Source organism: Plantibacter flavus (genome assembly GCF_900177615.1).
Taxonomy (GTDB): Bacteria; Actinomycetota; Actinomycetes; order Actinomycetales; family Microbacteriaceae; genus Plantibacter; species Plantibacter flavus.
Map to the genome: position 1 here is coordinate 340,575 of NZ_FXAP01000003.1, position 21,131 is coordinate 361,705.

The 21,131-nt window shown below is 70.4% G+C and carries 21 protein-coding genes; 14 read left to right on the top strand and 7 right to left on the bottom strand.

All coding sequences use genetic code 11. The features are described from left to right. Positions 1–1,374: an MFS transporter gene (locus tag B9Y95_RS11590; protein ID WP_085512013.1), complete on the bottom strand. Its 1,374-nt coding sequence runs from the start codon at positions 1,372–1,374 to the stop codon at positions 1–3. Positions 1,375–1,531: 157 nt separating this feature from the next. On the opposite strand from B9Y95_RS11590, the gene B9Y95_RS11595 reads away from it, so the two are divergent. The 7 genes from B9Y95_RS11595 to B9Y95_RS11625 all read left to right on the top strand — a co-directional run bounded on the left by B9Y95_RS11595 (position 1,532) and on the right by B9Y95_RS11625 (position 9,379). Continuing rightward, the gene (locus B9Y95_RS11595; RefSeq protein WP_085512014.1) at positions 1,532–2,314 is read left to right on the top strand and encodes a 2-keto-4-pentenoate hydratase; all 783 of its coding nucleotides are present in this window, start codon (positions 1,532–1,534) and stop codon (positions 2,312–2,314) included. Continuing rightward, the gene (locus B9Y95_RS11600) at positions 2,299–3,111 is read left to right on the top strand and encodes an HpcH/HpaI aldolase family protein (RefSeq protein WP_085512015.1); all 813 of its coding nucleotides are present in this window, start codon (positions 2,299–2,301) and stop codon (positions 3,109–3,111) included. The genes B9Y95_RS11595 and B9Y95_RS11600 overlap by 16 nt, the downstream gene beginning before the upstream one ends. Positions 3,112–3,170: 59 nt before the next feature. Continuing rightward, positions 3,171–4,667 (top strand): fumarylacetoacetate hydrolase family protein, encoded by a 1,497-nt coding sequence (locus B9Y95_RS11605; RefSeq protein WP_085512016.1) that lies wholly within the window; start codon positions 3,171–3,173, stop codon positions 4,665–4,667. After that, complete coding sequence (locus B9Y95_RS11610) at positions 4,664–5,410, top strand: GntR family transcriptional regulator (RefSeq protein WP_071261785.1); 747 nt, start codon at positions 4,664–4,666, stop codon at positions 5,408–5,410. Before B9Y95_RS11605 ends, B9Y95_RS11610 begins: the two co-directional genes overlap by 4 nt. Next, entirely contained in the window at positions 5,407–6,921 is a 1,515-nt protein-coding gene (gene hpaE, locus B9Y95_RS11615) for a 5-carboxymethyl-2-hydroxymuconate semialdehyde dehydrogenase (RefSeq protein ID WP_085512017.1), read from the top strand. The genes B9Y95_RS11610 and hpaE overlap by 4 nt, the downstream gene beginning before the upstream one ends. Positions 6,922–6,975: 54 nt before the next feature. Next, on the top strand, positions 6,976–8,115 hold the full coding sequence (hpaD, locus tag B9Y95_RS11620; protein WP_085512018.1) for a 3,4-dihydroxyphenylacetate 2,3-dioxygenase: 1,140 nt from the start codon (positions 6,976–6,978) through the stop codon (positions 8,113–8,115). A gap of 100 nt (positions 8,116–8,215) precedes the next feature. Then, positions 8,216–9,379 carry a GNAT family N-acetyltransferase gene (locus B9Y95_RS11625; protein WP_085512019.1) on the top strand — a complete coding sequence of 388 codons (1,164 nt, stop codon included), beginning with the start codon at positions 8,216–8,218 and terminating at the stop codon, positions 9,377–9,379. A gap of 16 nt (positions 9,380–9,395) precedes the next feature. Here the strand turns inward: B9Y95_RS11625 and B9Y95_RS20385 are convergent, their stop codons facing one another. Continuing rightward, positions 9,396–10,022: a TetR/AcrR family transcriptional regulator gene (locus B9Y95_RS20385; protein WP_159453389.1), complete on the bottom strand. Its 627-nt coding sequence runs from the start codon at positions 10,020–10,022 to the stop codon at positions 9,396–9,398. Here B9Y95_RS20385 and B9Y95_RS11640 point away from each other — a divergent pair. Further along, on the top strand, positions 10,021–11,208 hold the full coding sequence (locus B9Y95_RS11640) for a DUF418 domain-containing protein (RefSeq protein WP_085512200.1): 1,188 nt from the start codon (positions 10,021–10,023) through the stop codon (positions 11,206–11,208). The two genes, B9Y95_RS20385 and B9Y95_RS11640, sit on opposite strands and share 2 nt — an antisense overlap. A 4-nt stretch (positions 11,209–11,212) precedes the next feature. After that, the gene (locus tag B9Y95_RS11645) at positions 11,213–12,610 is read left to right on the top strand and encodes an alpha/beta fold hydrolase (RefSeq protein ID WP_085512020.1); all 1,398 of its coding nucleotides are present in this window, start codon (positions 11,213–11,215) and stop codon (positions 12,608–12,610) included. Between the two features lie 34 nt (positions 12,611–12,644). Here the strand turns inward: B9Y95_RS11645 and B9Y95_RS11650 are convergent, their stop codons facing one another. Genes B9Y95_RS11650 through B9Y95_RS11660 form a run of 3 tightly spaced genes read right to left on the bottom strand, consistent with a single transcriptional unit; the run spans position 12,645 to position 14,504 of the window. Further along, complete coding sequence (locus B9Y95_RS11650) at positions 12,645–13,286, bottom strand: ABC-2 transporter permease (protein WP_085512021.1); 642 nt, start codon at positions 13,284–13,286, stop codon at positions 12,645–12,647. Beyond that, entirely contained in the window at positions 13,283–14,134 is an 852-nt protein-coding gene (locus tag B9Y95_RS11655; RefSeq protein WP_159453390.1) for an ABC transporter ATP-binding protein, read from the bottom strand. The genes B9Y95_RS11650 and B9Y95_RS11655 overlap by 4 nt, the downstream gene beginning before the upstream one ends. After that, positions 14,127–14,504: a GntR family transcriptional regulator gene (locus B9Y95_RS11660; protein WP_085512023.1), complete on the bottom strand. Its 378-nt coding sequence runs from the start codon at positions 14,502–14,504 to the stop codon at positions 14,127–14,129. The genes B9Y95_RS11655 and B9Y95_RS11660 overlap by 8 nt, the downstream gene beginning before the upstream one ends. A 108-nt stretch (positions 14,505–14,612) precedes the next feature. Between B9Y95_RS11660 and B9Y95_RS11665 the strand changes: the two genes are divergently transcribed. Further along, positions 14,613–15,218: a class I SAM-dependent methyltransferase gene (locus B9Y95_RS11665; protein WP_085512024.1), complete on the top strand. Its 606-nt coding sequence runs from the start codon at positions 14,613–14,615 to the stop codon at positions 15,216–15,218. Positions 15,219–15,377: 159 nt separating this feature from the next. Continuing rightward, positions 15,378–16,874 carry an FAD-dependent monooxygenase gene (locus tag B9Y95_RS11670; protein WP_085512201.1) on the top strand — a complete coding sequence of 499 codons (1,497 nt, stop codon included), beginning with the start codon at positions 15,378–15,380 and terminating at the stop codon, positions 16,872–16,874. A gap of 29 nt (positions 16,875–16,903) precedes the next feature. On the opposite strand, the gene B9Y95_RS11675 is transcribed toward B9Y95_RS11670, so the two are convergent. After that, entirely contained in the window at positions 16,904–17,887 is a 984-nt protein-coding gene (locus B9Y95_RS11675) for an alpha/beta fold hydrolase (RefSeq protein WP_085512025.1), read from the bottom strand. 129 nt (positions 17,888–18,016) lie between these two features. Here B9Y95_RS11675 and B9Y95_RS11680 point away from each other — a divergent pair, with 129 nt between their 5' ends. Beyond that, positions 18,017–19,225: an FAD-dependent monooxygenase gene (locus B9Y95_RS11680; protein WP_085512026.1), complete on the top strand. Its 1,209-nt coding sequence runs from the start codon at positions 18,017–18,019 to the stop codon at positions 19,223–19,225. Further along, positions 19,222–19,974, top strand: coding sequence for a YqjF family protein (locus B9Y95_RS11685; protein WP_085512027.1), 753 nt, complete (start codon positions 19,222–19,224; stop codon positions 19,972–19,974). Before B9Y95_RS11680 ends, B9Y95_RS11685 begins: the two co-directional genes overlap by 4 nt. 8 nt (positions 19,975–19,982) lie before the next feature. Here the strand turns inward: B9Y95_RS11685 and B9Y95_RS11690 are convergent, their stop codons facing one another. Continuing rightward, positions 19,983–20,468: an SRPBCC family protein gene (locus B9Y95_RS11690; RefSeq protein WP_085512028.1), complete on the bottom strand. Its 486-nt coding sequence runs from the start codon at positions 20,466–20,468 to the stop codon at positions 19,983–19,985. A 57-nt stretch (positions 20,469–20,525) separates the two neighbouring features. Here B9Y95_RS11690 and B9Y95_RS11695 point away from each other — a divergent pair, with 57 nt between their 5' ends. Beyond that, positions 20,526–21,071 carry a TetR/AcrR family transcriptional regulator gene (locus tag B9Y95_RS11695; RefSeq protein ID WP_079704875.1) on the top strand — a complete coding sequence of 182 codons (546 nt, stop codon included), beginning with the start codon at positions 20,526–20,528 and terminating at the stop codon, positions 21,069–21,071. Positions 21,072–21,131: the final 60 nt, after the last annotated feature.

Sequence of the window (21,131 nt, forward strand, 5' to 3'; positions counted from 1 at the left end):
CTACCTCCGCGCGCCGTACACCTGACCACGGCTCTGCTCGTCCTCCGCCTCGCCACCGAGCGGGATGCCGGTGCGGTCACGCAGGAGGAGGGTCGCCGCGAAGGCGATCACGATCATGCCGGCGATGTAGAACGCGACGCTCGTCGAGGACCCCGTGACCTGCACCAGCCAGGTCGCGATCGTCGGAGCGAACGCCCCGCCGAGGATCGCACCGATCGCGTAGGTGACCGACACACCCGTGTAGCGGATCGAGGCGGGGAACAGCTCCGCGAAGTACGCCGCCTGCGGCCCGTAGGTGAAGCCGTTGCCGATCGTGAACAGCGCGAGCCCGAGGAACAACAGCCACGGGTCACCGGTGTTCACGAGCGGGAAGAGCACGAAGACGGTGGCCAGGAACGCGACCCAACCGATGATGTAGGTGTTGCGTCGGCCGATCCGGTCGGAGAGCGAACCCGCGAACCACGTGACGATGAGCCAGACGATGGCCGACCCGGTCACCGCGAGCAGGACCGGCGTCCGCTCCATGCCCACCAGGCCGCCGTCGGCGAGCGGTGTCGTCGCGTAGTTCTGGATGTAGCCGCCCGTGGTCATGTAGCCGGCGGCGTTGTTGCCGGCGAAGGTCAGCGCGGCGAGCAGCACGAGCAACCAGTGGTGGCGGAAGAGCTCGACGATCGGGACCCGGCGACGCTCCTTGTTGCGGGCGAGCGCGACGAAGACGGGGCTCTCGTCGACCTTCCGGCGCACGACGTAGCCGACGATGATCAGGACGAAGCTCAGCAGGAACGGGATGCGCCAGCCCCACTCGAGGAACGCGGCACCGGGCGAGATCACGCCCGTCATGAGGGCGAGCATGCCGGAGGCGAGGAGCAGACCGATCGGGACGCCGATCTGCGGGAACGCACCGAACCGGCCGCGACGGCCGGTGGGCGCGTGCTCGACGGCCATGAGGACGGCGCCTCCCCACTCCCCGCCGGTGGACAGCCCCTGCAGGATGCGCAGGAGCACGAGCAGCGCGGGGGCGATGATCCCGATCTGGTCGTACGTCGGCAGGAGACCGATGAGCGTCGTGGCGGCGCCCATGAGGAAGAGCGTGATGACGAGCATCTTCTTCCGGCCGATGCGGTCACCGAAGTGCCCGGCGACGAACGCGCCGAGCGGTCGGAACAGGAAGCTGACGCCGACGGTCGCGAACGACAGCAGCAGCGCGGCCTGCGGTCCCGCCGGCTGGAAGAAGAGCTGCGAGAAGACGAGTCCGGCGGCGCTCGCGTAGAGGAAGAAGTCGTACCACTCGACCGTGGTGCCGATGACGGTGGCGAAGGCCACGCGCCGGAGTTCCGCGGGCGTCGTCGCTCGCGCCAGTGATGCGGTTGTCATTGTCTCGAGACCCCTTTGTCCGTCGCGGCCCGTCATTGGACCGCCAGAATGTACACCACATCGTATACAATCGTGGTCACCGCGCAAGAGGCAGTCGACGACGACGCACCGTATCGTGATCGCAGGCCGCAGTCGACGCAGATGAGGACGGGACGCGATGCAGGATCACGAACGACAGGCGATCGCCGACGAACTGGCGGTCGCGCATGAGCAGCGGAGCGTCATCCCCCTCCTCACCGCCCGGCACCCGGACATGACCATCGAGGACTCCTACGCCGTGCAGGCGCTGTGGGCAGAACGCCGCATCGCCGCCGGCCGACGCGTCGTCGGCCACAAGATCGGCCTCACCTCGAAGGCGATGCAGCAGGCCACCGGGATCACCGAACCCGACTACGGCGTCATCCTCGACGACCAGGTCTTCGACTCGGGCGCGACACTCGACTTCGACGCATACTCCAACGTCCGCGTGGAGGTCGAGCTGGCCTTCGTCCTCGGCCGCCCATTGCAGGGGCCACACTGCACCATCTTCGAGGTGCTCGACGCGACCGACCACATCGTGCCGGCACTCGAGGTCCTCAACTCCCACATCGAACTCGACGGCCGCACGATCGTCGACACCATCGCCGACAACGCGGCACTCGGTGCCATGGTGCTCGGCGGGACACCCGTCCGCCCGGACGCGATCGACCCGCGATGGGTCTCGGCCCTGCTCTACCGCAACCAGACCATCGAGGAGTCAGGGGTCGCCGGCGCCGTCCTCGGACACCCGGCACTCGGCGTCGCGTGGCTCGCCGGCAAGCTCGCCCAGCACGGCGGGAGCCTCGCCGCCGGGGAGATCATCCTGTCGGGATCGTTCACGAGACCGATGTGGGTCGAACGGGGCGACACCGTCCACGCCGAATACCAGGGACTGGGAGCCGTGACATGCCGATTCGAATGACCCTGCCGCCGACCTTCGGCGAGCGCCTGCGCACCACGGACCGTCCCCTCGTCGGGATGTGGGTGGTGTCGGGGAGCCCGATCGCGGCGGAGATCGCGGCGGGCAGCGGGCTCGACCTGCTCCTCATCGACGGCGAGCACTCGGCGAACACCCTGGAGAGCATCCAGCTGCAGCTGCAGGTGGTTGCCGCCTTCCCGGTGTGCCCGCTGGTGCGAGTGCCGTTCGGCGACGCGGTCGTCATCAAGCAGGTGCTCGACCTCGGGGCGCAGAACCTCATCGTGCCCATGGTGTCGTCGGCCGAGCAGGCGGTGGCGCTCGTGCAGGCCGTGCGATACCCGCCACAGGGCGTCCGCGGGGTCGGCAGCGCGCTCGCGAGGTCCTCCCGCTGGAACCGGGTCGAGGACTACCTCGCGCAGGCGAACGGATCGGTGTCGCTCACGGTGCAGATCGAGTCGGCGGAGGCCGTGGAGCAGGCGGACGAGATCCTCGCGGTCGACGGCGTGGACGCGGTGTTCGTCGGTCCGGCGGACCTCTCGGCGTCGCTCGGCCTGCTCGGCCAGCAGGGGCACCCCACCGTGGTCAGCGCCGTCGAGCGGGTGCTCGATGCCGCCACCGCCGCGGGGAAACCGGCCGGCGTGAACGCCTTCGACCCCGTCATGGCGGAGCACTACCTCGACCACGGGGCGTCCTTCGTCCTCGTCGGCGCGGACGTGTCGCTCCTCGCCCGCGCATCCGAGCAGTTGGCCGAGCGCTTCATCGACGGCCGGAGCGACGCGACCCGCAGCGACGGGTACTGACCCTTCCCCACTGTGCCCGGATCGTATACGATTCTGGATACCGACAACGAGGACGTGTGATGAGCAGCCACCAGGGCATCGAAGGCCTCCCGAACAGCGGGGGCGGCAAGATCATCGCCGTCCACCTCAACTACCCGTCGCGGGCGGCTCAGCGCGGCCGCACACCCGAGCACCCCTCGTACTTCCTCAAGCCGTGGTCCTCCGTCTCTGGCACGGGCGGCACCGTCGAGCGCCCGGCCGGCGCGGAACTGCTGGCCTTCGAGGGCGAGATCGCGATCATCATCGGCACCGCGGCCCGCCGCATCCGCGTCGAGGATGCCTGGCAGCACGTCTCGGGCGTCACCGCGGCGAACGACTTCGGGCTCTACGACCTCCGCAGCGCCGACAAGGGGTCGAACCTGCGCTCGAAGGGCGGCGACGGCTACACGCCCCTCGGCCCATCCGTCATCCCCGCCGAGCAGATCGATCCTGCCGCCCTCCGCGTGCGCACCTGGGTCAACGGCGTCGTGGTCCAGGACGACACGAGCGACACGCTGCTCTTCCCCTTCGCCCAGCTCATCGCCGACCTCTCGCAGCTCGCGACGCTCGAGCCCGGCGACGTCATCCTCACCGGGACACCCGCCGGCTCCTCCGTCGTCGTGCCCGGCGACGTCGTCGAGGTCGAGGTCGACGCGCCGAGCGCACCCGGCACCCCGACGAGCGGTCGACTCGTGACGACGGTCGTCGAGGGCACCGAGCCCTTCGGCGGGTTCGGTGCGAAACCGGCCGTCGACGACCATCAGCGCATCGAGGCCTGGGGGGACGCTGCGGCGGCGGGTCTGCCTGCACCGGCTGAGCCTCCCACCGCTGCATCACCCGCCGAACCGCTCGACCCCGCGGTCGCCGAACAGCTCGCCTCGGTCTCGACGGCGACGCTCAGCGCCAAGCTCCGAGCCCGCGGGTACACCGAGGTCTTCGTCGAGGGTGTCCACGCCTCGCGCCCGGGCCCGCGCATGGTCGGCGTGGCCCGCACCCTCCGCTTCGTCGCCTACCGGCCCGACCTCTTCGCCGAGCGCGGCAACGGTTTCAACGCGCAGAAGCGCATCTTCGACACCGTCGAGTCCGGCGAGGTCATCGTGATCGAGGCACGCGGCGAGCGCGGCACGGGCACCGTCGGCGACGTCCTCGCGCTTCGGGCACAGCAGCGGGGAGCGGCCGGGGTCGTCACCGACGGCGGCATCCGCGATGCCGAGCAGGTCGCGGCGTTCGACCTGCCGACCTTCTCGCAGGGTCCGCATCCGTCCGTCCTCGGGCGCCGCCATGTGCCGTGGGAGATCGACGTCGCGATCACGTGCGGCGGGGCGACCGTCCTGCCGGGCGACGTGATCGTGGGGGACGGTGACGGCGTCATCGCGATCCCCCGGGCGCTCGCCGCCGAGGTCGCCGCGGAGGCGGTCGTGCAGGAGGCGGAGGACGCCTGGATCGCCGAGCAGGTCCGTGGCGGTGCCGCGGTCGACGGCCTCTTCCCGCTGAACGCCGAGTGGCGGGCGCGATACGAGAGCGAGCAGGGACGATGAGCGGCCCACACCCGACGACCGGGCAGGAGGCGTCGCTCAGCAAGTCCGAGCGCGCCTACCGGTTCATCCGCGAGGCCATCGACGAGGGGCGCTTCGTCCCCGGGTACCGGCTGGTGCTCGGCCAGATCGCCGGCGAGCTCGACATCAGTGTCGTCCCGGTGCGCGAGGCGATCCGGCGGCTGGAGGCCGAGGGGCTCGTGACGTTCGAGCGCAACGTCGGCGCGCAGGTCGCGATGCTGCACGAGACCGAGTACCTCTTCACGATGCAGACGCTCGCCCTCGTCGAGGGAGCAGCGACCTCGATGAGCGCCGCCTACCTGACCGACGACCATCTGGCCCGCGCCCGCGAGATCAACGAGCGGATGCGCCGCACGCTCGACGACTTCGACCCGCACGCGTTCACGGCGCTGAACCTGGAGTTCCACACCGTCCTCTTCGAGGAGTGCCCGAACCCGCACGTCCTCGACCTCGTCCACCGCGGCTGGCGGCGGCTGAACGCGCTCCGCGACTCGACGTTCAGCTTCGTGCCCGGCCGCGCGCGCGAGTCGGTCGCCGAGCACGACGGCATCCTCGAACTCATCGCCGCCGGCGCGCAGCCGCTCGAGATCGAGATCGCCGCCCGCGACCACCGCACCGCGACGCTCGACGCCATGCTCGCGTACCAGGCCGAGCACCAGCCGCCCACCACGGCCCGCCCGCCGTCGTCACCGCCGTCCACCACCGACCGGAGGAACCACCCATGACCCAGCACGTTCCGGCAGCGTTGCCCGACCGTATCCGGCACTACATCGACGGCGCGTTCGTCGACTCGGTCGACGGCGACACCTTCGACGTCCTCGACCCGGTGTCGAACGAGACCTACGTCCAGGCCGCCGCCGGCAAGCAGGCGGACATCGACCTCGCCGTCGCCGCAGCGAAGCGGGCCTTCGACGAGGGTCCGTGGCCGCGGCTCCTCCCCCGCGAGCGCAGCCGGATCCTGCACCGGGTCGCCGACGCCGTCGAAGCACAGGACGCCCGCCTCGCGGAGCTGGAGAGCTTCGACACCGGGCTGCCGATCACGCAGGCGCTCGGTCAGGCGAAGCGCGCCGCCGAGAACTTCCGGTTCTTCGCCGACCTGATCGTCGCCCAGCACGACGACACCTACAAGGTGCCCGGGCGGCAGGTCAACTACGTCAACCGCAAGCCCATCGGCGTCGCGGGGCTCATCACGCCGTGGAACACGCCGTTCATGCTCGAGAGCTGGAAGCTCGCTCCGGCCCTCGCGACCGGGAACACGGTCGTCCTGAAGCCGGCGGAGTTCACCCCGCTCTCGGCGAGCCTGTGGGCGGACATCTTCCGCGACGCCGGCGTGCCCGACGGCGTGTTCAACCTCGTGAACGGGCTCGGCGAGGACGCCGGCGACGCCCTCGTGAAGCACCCGGACGTGCCACTCATCTCGTTCACCGGTGAGAGCAGCACCGGTCAGCTCATCTTCGCGAACGCCGCGCCGTTCCTGAAGGGGCTCTCGATGGAGCTCGGTGGCAAGTCGCCGGCCATCGTGTTCGCCGACGCCGACCTCGACGACGCCCTCGACGCGACGGTGTTCGGGGTGTTCTCGTTGAACGGCGAGCGCTGCACCGCCGGCAGCCGCATCCTCGTCGAGCGGAGTGTCTACGACGACTTCGTCGAGCGCTACGCCGAGCGGGCCCGCAACATCGTCGTCGGACACCCGAACGACCCGGCCACCGAGGTCGGCGCGCTCGTGCACCCGGAGCACTACGAGAAGGTCATGGGGTACGTCGAGATCGGCAAGACCGAGGGCCGCCTCGTCGCCGGTGGCGGTCGCGCCGTGGGGTTCCCGACCGGCAACTACGTCGCGCCGACCGTCTTCGCCGATGTCCCGCCGAGCGCCCGCATCTTCCAGGAGGAGATCTTCGGCCCGGTCGTCGCCATCACCCCCTTCGACTCCGACGAGGAGGCGCTCGCACTCGCGAACGACACGAAGTACGGGCTCGCCGCCTACATCTGGACGAACGACCTCAAGCGGGCCCACACCTTCTCCCAGAACGTGCAGGCCGGGATGGTGTGGCTGAACTCGAACAACGTGCGCGACCTCCGCACCCCGTTCGGCGGGGTGAAGGCCTCGGGGCTCGGGCACGAGGGCGGCTACCGCTCGATCGACTTCTACACCGACCAGCAGGCGGTGCACATCACGCTGAACCAGGCGCACTCCCCACGCTTCGGGACCGGCGGGCCACTGCAGGCCGCGCACTGACCGCTCCCGGTCGACCTCCACCCCAGCAACCGAGATCAGCAAGGACGCAGATCAATGTCGAACCCCATCACCCCGTCGTCGGCCGAGCCCGTCGTGACCGCCTCCGACCCGATCCCCGTGCCGGTGAACCGCATCCCGACGCCCGCCGCCACCCCGCCGGACATCCTCCGCTGCGCGTACATGGAGATCGTCGTCACGGATCTCGCCGCGAGCCGGAAGTTCTACGTCGACGTCCTCGACCTCGTCGTCACGGAGGAGGACGAGCACACCGTCTACCTGCGGAGCTTCGAGGAGTTCATCCATCACAACCTCGTACTGCGGCAGGGGCCGGTGGCGGCGATCGCGGCGTTCAGCTACCGGGTGCGGAGCCCTGAGGACCTCGACCGCGCGGTCGCCTTCTACACGGAGCTCGGGTGCCGGGTGGAGCGTCGCGCCGAGGGGTATGTGAAGGGCATCGGCGACTCGGTGCGCGTCGAGGATCCGCTCGGGTTCCCCGTCGAGTTCTTCTACGACGTGGAGCACGTCGAGCGGTTGGCGTGGCGCTACGACCTGTACACGCCGGGCGCGCTCGTGCGGCTCGACCACTTCAACCAGGTGACGCCCGACGTGCCGCGCGCGGTCGCGCACATGGAGGACCTCGGGTTCCGGGTCACGGAGGACATCCAGGACGAGGCCGGGACGACGTACGCGGCGTGGATGCGCCGGAAGCCGACGGTGCACGACACCGCGATGACGGGTGGTGACGGACCGCGCATGCACCACGTGGCGTTCGCGACGCACGAGAAGCACAACATCATCGCGATCTGCGACAAGCTCGGCGCGCTGCGGATGTCGGACGTCATCGAGCGTGGCCCCGGCCGGCACGGCGTCTCGAACGCGTTCTACCTGTACATCCGCGACCCCGACGGCCACCGGATCGAGATCTACACCCAGGACTACTACACGGGCGACCCCGACAACCCGGTGGTCACGTGGGACGTGCACGACAACCAGCGGCGCGACTGGTGGGGCAACGCCGTCGTGCCGAGTTGGTACACGGACGCGTCGCTCGTGCTCGACCTCGACGGTGAGCCGAAGCCGGTGGTCTCCCGGACCGACGACTCCGAGCTCGAGGTCACCATCGGTGCCGACGGCTTCTCCTACACCCGCAAGGGCGACGACGCGCAGGGCTTCAAGCTCGGCAACACGCTCTAGGCCTCGGTTCGTTCGCCCATCTTTGGGCGACGCAGCGTTCGCTCGCCCAAAGATGGGCGAATGAACGGGGCCGGTCGCACCACTTCCCTATGCTGGCTGGATGATGAGCCCGGTCGGCTACACCTCGTTCACCGGATCCGCACCCGACGGCGTGTGGGGTGAGGTCACGCAGCTGTTCGTCGCGGCGTTCACCGCCGAGCCCTACAACGAGGATGCGATCGACCTCGCGACCATCCGGCAGTGGGGCCCTGAGCATCTCGGGCACCGCGGCGGACGCCTCGTCATCGCCACGGTCGACGGCCGGATCGTGGGCTTCGCGCTCGCCCACGGCCTCGACGCCGACCCGGCCTGGCTCGGCATCCTGGCGCAGCTGGCCGACTCCAGCAGCACGGCTGCGGACGCCATCGCGCGTCCGGCGGACGCCGTCGTGGTCCACGAACTCGCCGTCTCGGAGGACCAGCGCGGACGTGGGATCGCCCGCGGCTGCCTGGCCGCCGTCCTGCAGGACCGCTCCGAGACGCAGACGGTCATCGGCGTCTACGAGCGCGCGACCGAGGCGGCAGCGATGTACCGCAGCTGGGGACTCAGCGAGCTCGGCCGTGTACCGATGCCCGGCGACGCGGTCGCCCTCCGCGTCCTGACCGCACCCACGACCGAGCTGGTTGCGCGCCTGCGACCCACCAACCCCGAGTCGGCACGGATGACCCGGCGGACGCTCTGGCTCAGCCCCTGGGAGTGGGACTGTTGCGGCGGTCCGTTGGAAACCGGCCAACGGGTGACCTTCTCGGTCTGGCCCGTCGACGATGGACAGCGGACCTGGCTGACCGAGGCGATCGGTGCGGACCTCACCGCTCAGATCGACGGTGTTGAGATGCACCACGAGGAGGGCCCCGCCCCGGAGCGACTGACGGGCAGGCTGGCGAAGCTGTCGAGGGTGTCGATGCCGTCCCGCTTGGTGCGCACGAAACGTCCCCCGTTACCGCAGGGAGTCGCCCGGGCCGCACTGCGCCCGGTCGGCCCGCCGGGGAGCGGCGTGTTCATCGGCTCGCGCCCGTCCGAGTACGTCACGCATCACGAGCCGGTCCCCGGACTCCCGGTCGTGAGCTTCGCACCACGGATCCCGCCGGAATCGGAGTTCGAGAACGCCGACGTCCGAGCAGCGGCTCAAGCGGCGGTCGAGGCCCGAGAACTCGACACGGCTACGAGCGAGGTCGAACTCCGACTCGTCGGCTACCTCGTCGAACTCGACGTCGACGTCGACTGAGCCGGACCCGAGAGGTTCAGCCCGCTCGGCGGAGTCCCCGCAGCGTCGCGTCGATCAGGCGTTCGGCGCGCTCCGGTGTCATCCGGTTCGATTGCTCCGCCGCTCGCGCGACCGCGATGCCGTCGAGCACCGCGAGCAGGAGTGCCGCATCGTCCGCGGCCAGGCCGTCGTCGGGGAACGCGGCGACCAGCAGCCGCAGGAGGACCTCCTCGGTGCGGGCCCAGTCAGCGGCGTGGATCACGCGCACCTCGGTCTCCGTGCTCGCCCGCGCGGCGAAGGCGACCCAGACGATCCCGTCGGTCAGGTCATCACCCTCGACGCAGGCGATCTCACGACAGAAGATCCGAAGTCGTTCCTCCTCGGAGTTCACCGCCTCGAGCCGCGCTGCGACGCGCCGACGGAACCGCTCGTTGACCTCGGTCATCGCCGCGACGACGAGTCGGTCCTTCGTCGGGAAGTGATGCTGGACCGCGCCGACGGAGACACCGGCCTCGCTCGCGACCGTGCGGATCGTCAGCGCATCGGCTCCGCGCGACGCCATGATCCGCAGCAGTGCATCGAGGATCCGATCCCTGTTCGTGTCCTGCTCGGTCATCGCCTCCGCTTTCGCCATCGCCCACTCGACAGGGTACGGTCTTCCCATGACCAATACGATCGTATTGCCGCCGGCTTCCCATCGCATCGCCGCACTCGACGTGGTCCGCGGACTCGCGATCCTCGGCACGCTCGGCACCAACATCTGGGTGTTCTCGCACCCCTGGGGTCTGCTCGGGATGCTCTCGGCCCCGGTGACGCCGGAGACCGGCCCCGCGGCGGGCACGATCCAGCTCGCCCTCATGGCGCTCACGCAGGGCAAGTTCCTCGCCCTCCTGACCCTGATGTTCGGCGCGGGACTCGCGATCCAGCACGCCACTGCACGCCGACGCGAGCAGCGCTGGCCGGGCCGGTACCTGTGGCGCGCCACCCTGCTCCTCATCGACGGTGCCGTGAACTACGTCCTCATCGCGGAGTTCGACGTCCTCATGGGCTATGCGGTGACCGGCGCCATCGTCGCCTGGCTCCTGCTCACCAGGCCCCGCGCCCAGCGCGCCATGATCGCCGTCTTCGGCGCACTGCACGTCCTCCTCATCAGCGCGATCGTCGCGTTCATCGCCACGACGCCGGCGGTGTCGGGCGACCTCCCGCTCCCCGCCGGACCGAGCCCGTACGCCGCTGAATCGTTCCTCGGCCTGGCGGTCTTCCGGCTCGACAACGTGGGGGTCTTCCGCGCGGAGCCCGTCCTGATCGGATTCCTCACGCTCGCGATGTTCCTCGCCGGCGCGCACCTCTTCCAGGCCGGTGTCTTCGGTGAGACCGGTGGTCGACTCCGACGCCGCCTGATGATCATCGGTGCCTGCGCGCTGCCGATCGACCTGCTGCTGGGGATCGCCGGAGGCACCGCGGGACTCCTCGCCGAACGCTACCTGGCCGCGCCCCTCGTGGCGCTCGGCATCCTCGGCGCCACCGTCGAGCTCTGTCGCCGCTTCGGCACCGGCGGCTGGATCGCCTCGCGTCTGCGCGAGCTCGGCAAGGTCGCCTTGAGCGCCTACCTGCTCCAAAACCTCCTCGGCGGCGCGCTCTTCTACGGCTGGGGCTTCGGCCTCGCCGAACTCACCGCTCCGTGGCGTGTCCCGGTCACCGTCGCCGCGTTCGTCGTCATCGCCGCACTCGTGACCGGCTTCGCCCACTTCTGGCTCCGGCGGTTCGCGCTCGGCCCCGTCGAGTGGCTCTGGAAACGCGGCGCGGAGCTCGGGACGAAGCAGCCGGAGGGCCGACCCTCGCTACGGTGAGACCATGACCACCGTGCACCTGACCGGCCAGCTGATCTGCGCTACTCCGACCGACGTGTCGATCGTCGAGACCCAGCTGCCGGATCATGTCGCCCTCACCCGCGCCGAACCGGGGTGCGTGTCGTTCGAGGTGACGCCGACGGACGACCCGCTCGTCTGGGACGTCGCCGAGGTCTTCGAGGACGACGAGTCGTTCGCGGCGCACCAGGCCCGCGTCGCGTCCAGCGAGTGGGGACGCGCGACCGCGGGTATCGAACGGCGCTACCAGGTGACCCGGTCGCCAGCAGGCCGGACCGTCATCGACGTCAGCGAGGACGACCTCGCCGACCTCCGCCGCAGACTCCACGACACCCGCTGGCCTGACCGGTGGCCGACCGTCGGCTGGGAGGCCGGCACCGACCAGGACGAGCTGCGGCGGCTCGTCACCTACTGGGCGGACGACTTCGACTGGGCGGCACAACAGCGGGACATCAACGCCCTGCCGTGGCACCGGGCGGAGATCGGTAGGGCCGCCATCACCTACCTCCGGTTCGACGCCGAAACCCCGGGCGGCATCCCCGTCGTCCTCACGAACGGATGGCCGAGCACCGCCCTCGAACTGGTCGGACTCGCCAGGCGCCTCGCGACGCCGTCCCGCTTCGGCGGAGACCCGGCGAGCGCCGTCACCGTCATCGTGCCCGCGCTGCCCGGCCTGCCGTTCTCGCCGCAACGCCCGACCTTCGGCGACCACACGCACGAGCTGTGGCACACGCTCATGCACGATCACCTCGGCTTCGCCCGGTACGCCGCCCATGGAGGCGACCTCGGGGCCGGGATCACCTCTCGCCTCGCGCAGGTGCATCCCGAGGCGGTCGCCGGCATCCACCTCCTCGCGGTCGCCGCGCCGCTCGAGGTCGACGCCGAGACGCTCACCGAGGAGGAGCAGGCGCATCTCGCCCGGGTCGAGGCCTGGGACGCCGCGGAGGGTGCCTACGAGCATCAGCACCACACGCGTCCGCTCACGCTCGCTCCCGCACTGTCCGACTCCCCCGTCGGCCTGCTCTCGTGGATCCTCGAGAAGCATCGGGCCTGGAGCGACTGCGACGGCGACGTCTCGTCCCGCTTCAGCGACGACTACCTCGCGACGCTCGCCTCCGCCTACTGGTTCACGAACGCGATCGGCACCTCGCTCCGCCCGTACTACGAGTCCGCGACCGGGATCACGACCCGTGTCGGCCGGGTCGAGGTGCCGACCGCGGTCGCGCTCTTCCCGCACGACCTGGCGAGTCCGCCGCGCAGCTGGGCCGAGCGGAGCTATGACGTGCGACGGTTCACGACCATGCCCCGAGGCGGCCACTTCGCCCCGCACGAGGAGCCCGAGCTCCTCGCGGACGACATCCGGGCGTTCCTGACGACGCTGTGATGCCGGGAACGCCCGGGACGGATGCTGCGACCGCTCAGAGTTCGCGCTTGCGGTACAGCGGCACGGCGACGAGGACGCCGACGACGATCCCGACGGCACCGAGCGTGAGCCCGAGGCCGACCACGAGCGGGAGGGGAACACCGACTGCGGCCTCCTGCGCGCCGTCCAGCACACCGATCGCCTGCGCGACCCAAGCGAGGCCCGCGATGACCAGCGCCGGGGCGTAGCTGATCAGCCGGCCGCGCGTGTACCCGATCCGGAACAGGACGGGCAACTGGATGCTGGCCGACAGTCCGACGAAGGCGACCGCGACGGCTTGGACCACGAGCAGCAGGCCCCAATCGAGCGAACCACCACGCACGCTGGCCATGAGCACGGTCACGGCGAACGCGATCGCCGAAGCGAGGAGGGCGAAGACGACGATCGAACCGGCCCGTCCCACCACGACGGAGGACCGCGAGACGGGGAGGATGCCGTAGAGGGTGTCGAGACGCCCGCGCTCATCCCCGAGGAACGGCGCGGCGATCATGAGCGAGGTGACGATCGCCGCGCCCATGAGGGCCATCCCCGGCACCGGGAGCAAGATCCCGATCACGGCGACGAAACCGAGGAGGAGGAGCGTCTGCCGCCGGGGTAGCCAGGACGTCAGGTCGAAGCGGATGAATGAGCCGATCATGCGGAAGCCTTTCCGTGTGCTGCTGCCAGGTGGATGACGATGTCGTCGACGCTCGCGGCGTCGATCACGGTCTCCGGTCCGAAGTCCGCCATCTGGGCCGTGCGGATGAGCGCGGACCACTGCTCCCCGCGTCGCTCGAGCCCGAGCACCTCGCCGGTCGGCGGCGCTCCCGCGCCACGCACCATGGCGAACTCGTCGACGGTGTCCGCGAACCGTCCGTCGTAGGCGACCCGGCCGTTCACGAGCACGAGCAGGTCGTCGGCGAGCTCGTCGAGATCCGTGGTGATGTGCGTCGAGAAGAGCACCGCGTGCTCGGGGTCGACCATGAACTCGCGGATCAGATCCCCGATCTCGCGACGGGAGGCCGGGTCGAGGCCGCTGGACGGCTCATCGAGGATGAGGAGTTCCGGCCGCTGCGCGAGTGCGGTCGACAACGACAGCTTCACACCCTGGCCACGGGACAGCTCGCTGACCCGCTGCTCGCGCGGCACCCCGAGGCGATCGAGCAATGCTTCGAAGCGTTGCTGATCCCACGCCGGGTAGAACGGGCTGAGTCGTCGACCGATCGATGCGACCCGCCATTCCGGAGCCGCGGTCGGCTGATCGAGGACGACGCCGATACGTGCGAGCGCTTCCGGGGAACCGGCCGGCTGCCCGAGGACCTCGATGTCGCCGGCGTCGGGGGTCAGCAGGCCCAGCAGGGCCCGGATGGTGGTGGTCTTGCCGGCCCCGTTGGGTCCGACGAGGCCCGTGACGGTGCCGCGTTCGACCGCGAAGGAGACGTCGTCGACGGCGAATGATCGCCGCTGGACGCGCAATCCGTCGATGCGAAGGATGCTGTCAGTCATCGGTACTCCAAGTCTGATCGAGTCGTGTCTGGATGTCGGTCCTGCTGAGGCGCGCGTGCCGAGCCGCGATGACGAGTTCGGTGATGACCTCGTCGACCCGCGACTGCAGGAGGGCGCTCGCCGTCTCGGGGTCGACATCGAGGACGACGAACCCGCGTCCGTGCTCACTCCGCACCAGGCCCTCGGCGACGAGATCGTTGTAGGCCCGGGTGACGGTGATGACGCTCACCCGGAGATCCGCAGCGAACTGCCGCAGGGACGGGAGCGTCTGCCCGACGGGGATCTCCCCGGCGAGGATCGACGCACGCAACTGGGTCTCGATCTGTTCGTAGATCGGTGTTCCCGAACTGTTCGAGATCACGACGCCCATGGCACCTCCATCTGTTTATACACACCATAACAGCTGGGACGCGAAACCGCGAGGACGGCCCCTCCCTCCCGTCGACGAACCGAGCCGCGTGCTCGCTACGGTGGAGCCATGAGCACCGTCCGAGACGCCTACGCCCGTCGGTCCGCCGAGTACGCGAAGCTGCTGGGCACGATGGCCTCGGTGCACCCGTCGGACCGGCAACTCGTGACCTCCTGGGCCGACCGGATCATCGGTCCCGCGCTGGACGCCGGCTGCGGGCCGGGGCACTGGACGGCGTACCTCGCCTCGCGCGGGCTCGACATCCGCGGCGTCGATCTGGTCCCCGAGTTCGTCGCGTATGCCCGCGCCGAGCACCCGGAGACCCGGTTCGACCTCGGCAGCCTCGACACCCTCGACGCGGAGACCGGCACGGAGGGCGGCGTCCTCGCCTGGTACTCGCTGATCCACCACCGTCCCGACACGATCGAGACACCGCTTGCGGAGTTCGGGCGCGTGCTCCGACCGGGAGGCGAACTCCTGATCGGCTGCTTCGAGGGGCCATCGGTCGAGTCGTTCGACCATGCCGTGGTGACGGCGTACCGATGGCCGCTCATGGAGTTGGCCGAGCAGGTGCGTCGAGCGGGCTTCGAGGTCATCGAGACGCACACGAGGACGAGCCTCGATCAGCGACCGCACGGGGCGATCCTGGCCCGGCGAGCCGACACAGTGAGGTGAGGCGGTTCGTCGCCCGCCCCGCGGCTGAGCGACGATCCGCCGCATCTCGCTGCCGCTGCAGTTCCAGAGTACGCCGGGCACCGGGGCTTGCCGCAAGACCCCCTCCGGCCTCCAGAATGGGTGGCCGCGGTCGCCTCCGACCACGAGAACGGGGTCCTCATGCACGACGTCATCATCAGCGGTGGCGGCCCGACCGGCATGATGCTGGCCGCCGAACTCCGCCTCCACGGCGTCGACGTCCTCGTCCTCGAGCGGGACGCCGAGCCGAGCCCTGCCGTGCGGTCGTTGGGCCTCCACCCGCGGAGCATCGAGATCCTCGACCAGCGCGGCATCCTCGACCGGTTCTCCGCCGAGGGCACGCAGTACCCGGGCGCCACCGGTCACTTCGCCGGCATCGTCCCGCAGCGACCCGCGCCGCTCGACACCGCGCACGACTACATCCTTGGTCTCCCGCAGCCGGTGACCGATCGACTGCTGACCGAGCGCGCGGTCGAGCTCGGTGCCGAGCTGCGTCGCGGGAGCGGACTCGTCGGCCTCGAACAGGACGACGACGGCGTCGCCGTCGAGCTGGACGACGGCGAGCGCCTGCGGGCGCGGTGGCTCATCGGGTGCGACGGCGGGCGGAGCACCGTTCGGAAGATCCTCGGCATCGGCTTCCCCGGCGAGCCCGCGCAGACCGAGTGGATCCTCGGGGAGATCAAGCTCACCCTCCCGTCCGACGAGGTCGCCGCCATCGCCGACGAGGTCCGGAAGACGCACCGTGGCTTCGGCATCGGGCCGGTGTCCGACGGCTTCTTCCGCGCGGTGGCGCCCGCCGACGCCCCCGCCGACGAACGCCTGGCGACTCCCACGATCGAGGAGTTCCGGGTCCGGCTCGAGCGCTTCGCCGGGACCGACTTCGGCGCACATTCCCCGCGCTGGCTGTCGCGCTTCACCGATGCGACGAGACTCGCCGAGCGCTACCGGGTCGGCCGGGTGCTCATCGCCGGCGACGCCGCCCACGTGCACCCACCCCTCGGCGGGCAGGGCCTCAACCTCGGGATCCAGGACGCGTTCAACCTCGGATGGAAGCTGGCCGCCGAGCTCGCCGGCTGGGCACCGGCCGACCTCCTCGACACCTACGCGACGGAGCGCCGCCCGGTCGCCGACGACGTCCTCACGCTCACCCGCGCGCAGAGTGTCCTCCTGTCCCCCGACCCCGGCCCGCAGGCGGTGCGTCGGCTGTTCTCGGAGCTGATGCGGTTCGACGACGTGGCCCGCTTCCTGGGCGAGCGGATCGCGTCCACCGGCATCCGATACGACGTCGGAGGTCCCGGCGCAGCAGTGGACAGCGGCTCGGACGAGGGGTCGCTGCTGGGTCGACGGCTCCACGACCTCCCCCTGGCCGACGGCGGGCGCCTGTTCATCCTCCTGCACGAGGGTCGCGGACTCCTGCTCGACCAGACCGGGACCCACAACGTCACCGGCTGGGCGGACCGCGTCGACCGGATCGCCACCACGACCCCGGAGCTCGCGGCTCCTGCGGTGCTCCTGCGCCCGGATGGTCACGTGGTCTGGCTGGCCGACGGGCGGGAGCCGCTCGAGCCGGCACTCCAGCGGTGGTTCGGCGAGCCGACGCGGTCAGGTGAGGCGGTTCGTCGCCCGGCCCGAGGCTGAGCGACGATCCGCCGCATCTCAGCGAGCGTTCAGTCGTGGTCGATGGAGGCGACCGCGTCGGCCACCTGCGACTTCCCCTCGGCCACGCGGTCGTCGTCGTCGGTGACGATCCCGATCGTCTCCTCGATCCGACCTCCGACGGCCTGGATGATGGCCGCTGGCTGCGGTGCCTCCGGCTCCTTGTCGTCGCTCCCGTCCGAGTCCTCGGGGTAGACCTGGAGTCGGTCGTCGTCGCCGTCCGCCACCGTGCGCCTGGCGTGGTCGACGCAGAGCTTCGCGACCTCCTCGGCGTGCGCGTACATGACGGAGTGCGCAGCACCCGGGATCTCCCAGAGGCGCGAGGAGGGCAGGAGTTCTCCGACCCGCTCCACCCACTCGCGCGGCGCGACGGCGTCGTACTCGCCACGGATGACGAGCGTGTGCGCCCGCACCTTCGGTAGCGCCTCCTCGATCGGATAGGTCAACATCTCCGGCAGGACCCGCGAGAACCATTTGAAGCCGCAGAAGACGTAGGCGCTGACGGCGAGCACCTTCACCGTGAGCGGCTCGTGCCAACTCGACTGCAGGAACCGGACCGCCTGGGTGAGCACGCGGCGCTGGCCCGGCACGACGACCGGTCCGATGAGGATGAGCGTGGACAACTCGGGGCGCCGGGAGACGAGGTCGCTGACCACCTGACTGCCCATCGAGTGGCCGACGATGATCGGGTCCTTGAGATCGAGCTCGTCGATGACCCGACCGACGAGGTCCGCGTACTCGCGGATCGTGAGCGTCGACGAGGGGTGCGGCACCCCGCCGAAGCCGGGGAGGTCGAGCGCGTGCACCGGCCCGAACTCGTTGAGGTGCGGCGCCAGGCGCTCGAAGTAGGTGGACGAGACACCGATGCCGGGGATGAGGATGAAGGAGCGATCGCCGCTGGACCCCACGGAGTTGACGCGGACGTAGACGTCGCCGTCGTAGACGCGATCGACCCGCACACTCCGCTTGCGACGCTTGCGTTCGATCCTCGACATGCCCCAAGCGTACAAGCGGCCGGCGCCTGCACCGCCGGAGCTGTCAACCATGCGGGATTCGGATCGGCGAGCGCGAAGATGGAGGCGACCGGAGCGGCAGTCCCACGCTCCCCGAGAGGTGGCACCACGATGACCGTTCCCCGCGTCCTGATCTCCGGAGCCAGCATCGCCGGCCCCGGCCTGGCGTTCTGGCTGAACCGCTACGGCTGGGAGACGACGGTCGTCGAGCGCGCGCCGGTGTTCCGCGACGGCGGCCAGAACATCGACGTGCGGGGCGCCGCTCGCGAGGTCCTGCGACGAGCGGGCCTCGAGGACGCGGCACGCGAGGCGACCACCGGCGAGCGCGGCACCCGGTTCGTCGGTGACGCCGGTGAGACGATCGCCGAATTCCCGGTGTCGGACTCCGAGACCGACGGCGCGACCGCCGAGGTCGAGATCCTCCGTGGCGACCTGGCCCGCATCTTCATCGACGCGACGGACGGCACCACCACCTATCGGTACGGCGACCACATCACCGGACTCGACGACGACGGCGAACGGGTCCTCGTGTCCTTCGCACATGGCGAGGACGAGGCGTTCGACCTCGTGATCGCGGCGGACGGCATCCGATCGTCGACCCGCGAGCTGGCCTTCCCCGGCGAGGCGGTGACCCGGTCCCTCGGCCTCGAGATGACCTACCTCACCATCCCGCGCGACGACGCGGACGTGCCGTGGTGGCAGTGGTACTCGGGCGTCGGTGGCCGCAGCGTCACGCTCCGACCCGACCGGCACGGCACCACCCGAGCGGTGCTGACGGAGGTCACGTCCGACCGCGGCGACGGCGTCGTCCCCGCGCGCCGCGACCTCGACGCGCAGCGACGGCATCTCAGGAACCGGTTCGTCGGACTCCCCTGGCAGGCGAACCGGATCCTCGAGCATCTCGACGACAGCGACGACGTCTACTACGAGTCCATCGGCCAGGTCAGGACGCCCCGCTGGGCATCCGGACGGGTCGCCCTGCTCGGTGATGCGGCCTGGTGCGCGTCGCCCGTCAGCGGCATGGGGACGAGCCTGTCGATCGTCGGCGCCTATGTGCTGGCCGGCGAGTTGGCCGCGCACGTGCACCACCGGGACGCCTTCCGCGGGTACGAACGCATCATGCGCCCCTACGTCGAGCAGGCCCAGTCGCTGCCGCCGGGCACGCCGCAGCTCGCCAATCCGACGTCGAAGGCCGGCGTCGCGGCGTTCCGCACCGCACTCCGCGTGGCCGGGTCGAAGCCGGCGAAGCTCGTCGGTGCGCAGTTGTTCTCCCCGCCGGCCGACAAGATCGACCTGCCCGAGTACGAGCACCTGACATGACCGGCGAGCCCAGGCCGATCGCCTCGAGCGCACCGGCACTGTCCGGGCCGGTCGTCGCCGCGCAGGAATGGCGGGACCTGACGTTCGTCCACTGGCGCGTCCCGGCGAGCGCCGTCGCGCCGCTGCTCCCGCCCGGGGTGGTCCCCGACGTCTTCGACGGCTCCACGTGGGTCGGGCTCATCGCCTTCCAACTGGGCGACGCCCGTATCGGTCCGCTGCCGCCGTCGCCCATCGGCGGCTCCTTCACCGAGGTGAACGTCCGGCTGTACGGGGTCGACGCCGAGGGGCGTCGCGGCGTCGTGTTCCGGTCGCTCGAGGCGTCGAGCCTGCCGGCGGTCCTCGCTGCCCGCGCGATGTTCGGTCTTCCCTACCAGTGGGCGCGGACCGCGCAACGGCCGACGGACGACGGCTGGGAGTACGCGTCGCGGCGGATCACCACGTCGCCGACGACACGAGGTCCGGGCTTCCAGCTCGGCGTCGACGTCGACCGGGCGACGACCATCGACGACGAACTGTCGCAGTTCCTGACGGCGCGGTGGGGGCTCTTCCAGAGCCGCTTCGGTCGGACGCAGTGGTTGCCGAACGAGCACGAGCCCTGGGTCCTGCACCCGGCACGCGTCACCTCGTTGCGCGACGAGCTCTGCGCGGCGGCGGGCCTCCCGGGTGTCGTCGAGCACGAGCCCGACTCGGTGCTCTTCAGCCCCGGCGTGACCGCCCGATTCGGCATCGGCTCGTTCCTCGCCCGCTGAGTGTCGGATCAGTCCGCTGCTGCGACCGCTGCGAGCACGGCGGGGTCCTCGCAGCCGCGCGCGAAGCCTCGGATGCGGCGGTCGATGTCGCGCTGCAGGACGATCGCACCGATGCGCTCGGCGATCGGCGCCAGCCACCGCGGCTTGCACGTGAAGTTGTAGCGCCAGACGGCGAGGGTGCGCTGGTCGTCGCCCTCCACCGGGCTGAATCGCCAGCCGCCGGCGAGCCGCTCGAAGAACCATGAGCCCTTCGTCATCTTCATCCCGACGTTGGTCGGCGGGTGGTACGAGACGTACTCGCTGACCATCCGGAACCCGAACCGTTGGACGGTGAAGGTGCGGACGCCCTTGGCGGCCTCCTTCGCGCCGTCGAGGAAGTACTGCCGCCGGATGAACGGATCCCAGCGCATCCGGGTCTCGCCGGTGGTCTGGGAGATCGCGAACGCGACGTCGGGCGGGACAGGCACGGTGCAGCGGGATTCGACGACGGGCATGCCCCATCCTGACACGGGTGCTTGACGAGCGTCACTTGTTAGTGTTCAATCAGTCACATGAGCCGATCGACCGCCGAGGACCAACGCGTCCGCACCATCGCGAGTGCGGTGGAGGTCTTCTCGATCGCCGGTTACCGGGCCACCCCCGTCGCGGACGTCGCTGCGGCGGCCAAGATCTCCCCCGCGTACGTCTTCCGTCTGTTCGACGGCAAACTCGGTCTCTTCGTCGCCGCGGTCGAGCACTGCTACGAGCAGGTCGCCAACGCGATGTCCGCTGCCGTCGAGGACCACCCGGAGTGGAGCCCGGACGACAAGCTCGACGCGATGACCCAGGCGTACATCGAGCTCATCCGCGACCGCAGCCTCATCGCCCTCCAGGTGCACGCGCAGAGCGCCTGCGACGTCCCCGAGATCCAGGAGGCGGTCCGCTCCGGGCTCGCGCTCGTGGTGCGCGTCATGTCCCGTGACTCCGGGGCGGACGCCGGCGCCGTCCAGCGCAGTCTCGCCTACGGGCAGCTCTGCCACCTCGTCGTCCAGGCGGGCCTCGGCGACGTCGACGCCGACTGGGCGCGCGTCGTCGACCACGGCATCCGGCACGACTGATCGACTCCGAGCCGCCGCACACACTCGCTTCCTTTTCATACCCACAGTTGTGACTGTTCA